The 1,510-nt window shown below is 62.5% G+C and carries 2 protein-coding genes; both read left to right on the top strand.

Features of this window, described 5'->3' with window-relative positions:
- Window positions 1–309, top strand: a 309-nt coding sequence (locus tag HP547_RS28730; protein WP_256676477.1) for an isocitrate/isopropylmalate family dehydrogenase, incomplete at its 5' end; no start/stop codon positions are given.
- A 63-nt stretch (window positions 310–372) separates the two neighbouring features.
- A complete protein-coding gene (asd, locus tag HP547_RS28725) occupies window positions 373–1,485 on the top strand; it encodes an aspartate-semialdehyde dehydrogenase (RefSeq protein WP_172288883.1) in 1,113 nt (370 codons plus the stop codon).
- Window positions 1,486–1,510 lie beyond the last annotated feature (25 nt).

The raw sequence follows: 1,510 nt of genomic DNA, 5'->3' as shown, positions 1-1,510 counted from the left end.
GGTTCCATCGGCATGCTGCCTTCGGCGTCGCTGGATGCCGACAACAAGGGCATGTACGAGCCGTGCCACGGCTCGGCGCCGGACATCGCTGGCCTTGGCATCGCCAACCCGCTGGCGACCATCCTGTCGGTGTCGATGATGCTGCGCTACAGCTTCAACCAGACGGCTGCCGCCGATGCCATCGAGAAGGCGGTAAGCCTGGTCCTGGACCAGGGCCTGCGCACCGGCGACATCTTCTCGGAAGGCTGCCGTAAAGTAGGTACGCAGGAAATGGGCGACGCAGTAGTCGCAGCGCTGCGGAATCTGTAATCTCTCTGGCCCGCCACCCCAAATTCCTGGTGGCGGCCCACTTTTAGCAAAGGTGTAGTTGCGATGAAACGTGTAGGTCTGATCGGTTGGCGCGGTATGGTCGGTTCCGTGCTCATGCAGCGGATGCTGGAGGAGCAGGATTTCGACCTCATCGAGCCGGTGTTCTTCACTACTTCCAATGTCGGTGGCCAAGGCCCCAACGTCGGCAAGGATACAGCGCCGCTCAAGGACGCTTATTCGATTGAAGAACTCAAGACCCTCGACGTGATCCTGACCTGCCAGGGCGGCGACTACACCAACGAGGTGTTCCCCAAGCTGCGTGAAGCCGGTTGGCAGGGCTACTGGATCGACGCTGCTTCGTCCCTGCGCATGCAGGATGACGCAGTGATCATCCTCGACCCGGTCAACCGCAAGGTCATCGACCAGCAGCTGGACGCCGGTACCAGGAATTACATCGGCGGCAACTGCACCGTCAGCCTGATGCTGATGGGCCTGGGCGGCCTGTTCGAAGCCGGCCTGGTCGAGTGGATGAGCGCCATGACCTACCAGGCAGCTTCGGGTGCCGGTGCGCAGAACATGCGCGAGCTGATCAAGCAGATGGGCGCCACCCACGCGGCCGTCGCCGAAGACCTGGCCAACCCGGCCAGCGCCATCCTCGAGATCGACCGCAAGGTGGCCGAAGCGATGCGCAGCGAGGCGTACCCGACCGAGAACTTCGGTGTGCCGCTGGCGGGCAGCCTGATCCCTTGGATCGACAAGGAGCTGCCAAACGGCCAGAGCCGCGAAGAATGGAAGGCCCAGGCCGAGACCAACAAGATCCTCGGCCGCTTCAAGAGCCCGATCCCGGTCGACGGTATCTGCGTGCGCATCGGCGCCATGCGTTGCCATAGCCAGGCGCTGACCATCAAGCTGAACAAGGACGTGCCGATCGCCGATATCGAAGGCATGATCAGCCAGCACAACCCTTGGGTGAAGCTGGTGCCGAACCAGCGTGAAATCAGCATGCAGGAACTGAGCCCGACCAACGTCACCGGTACCCTGAACGTACCGGTTGGCCGTTTGCGCAAGCTGAACATGGGTTCGCAGTACCTGGGTGCGTTCACCGTGGGCGACCAGCTGCTGTGGGGTGCCGCCGAACCGCTGCGCCGCATGCTGCGGATTCTGCTGGAGCGTTGATCGTTCTGCTGTGACCGAAAACCCG

The sequence above is a fragment of the Pseudomonas sp. CM27 genome, assembly GCF_013179515.1.
GTDB lineage: Bacteria > Pseudomonadota > Gammaproteobacteria > Pseudomonadales > Pseudomonadaceae > Aquipseudomonas.
This window is presented reverse-complemented; position numbering and strand designations above follow the sequence as displayed.

What these genes read in the sequence shown, in the direction of transcription:
- asd (WP_172288883.1), top strand. Translation starts at nt 373, where the DNA reads ATGAAACGTGTAGGTCTGATCGGTTGGCGCGGTATGGTCGGTTCCGTG.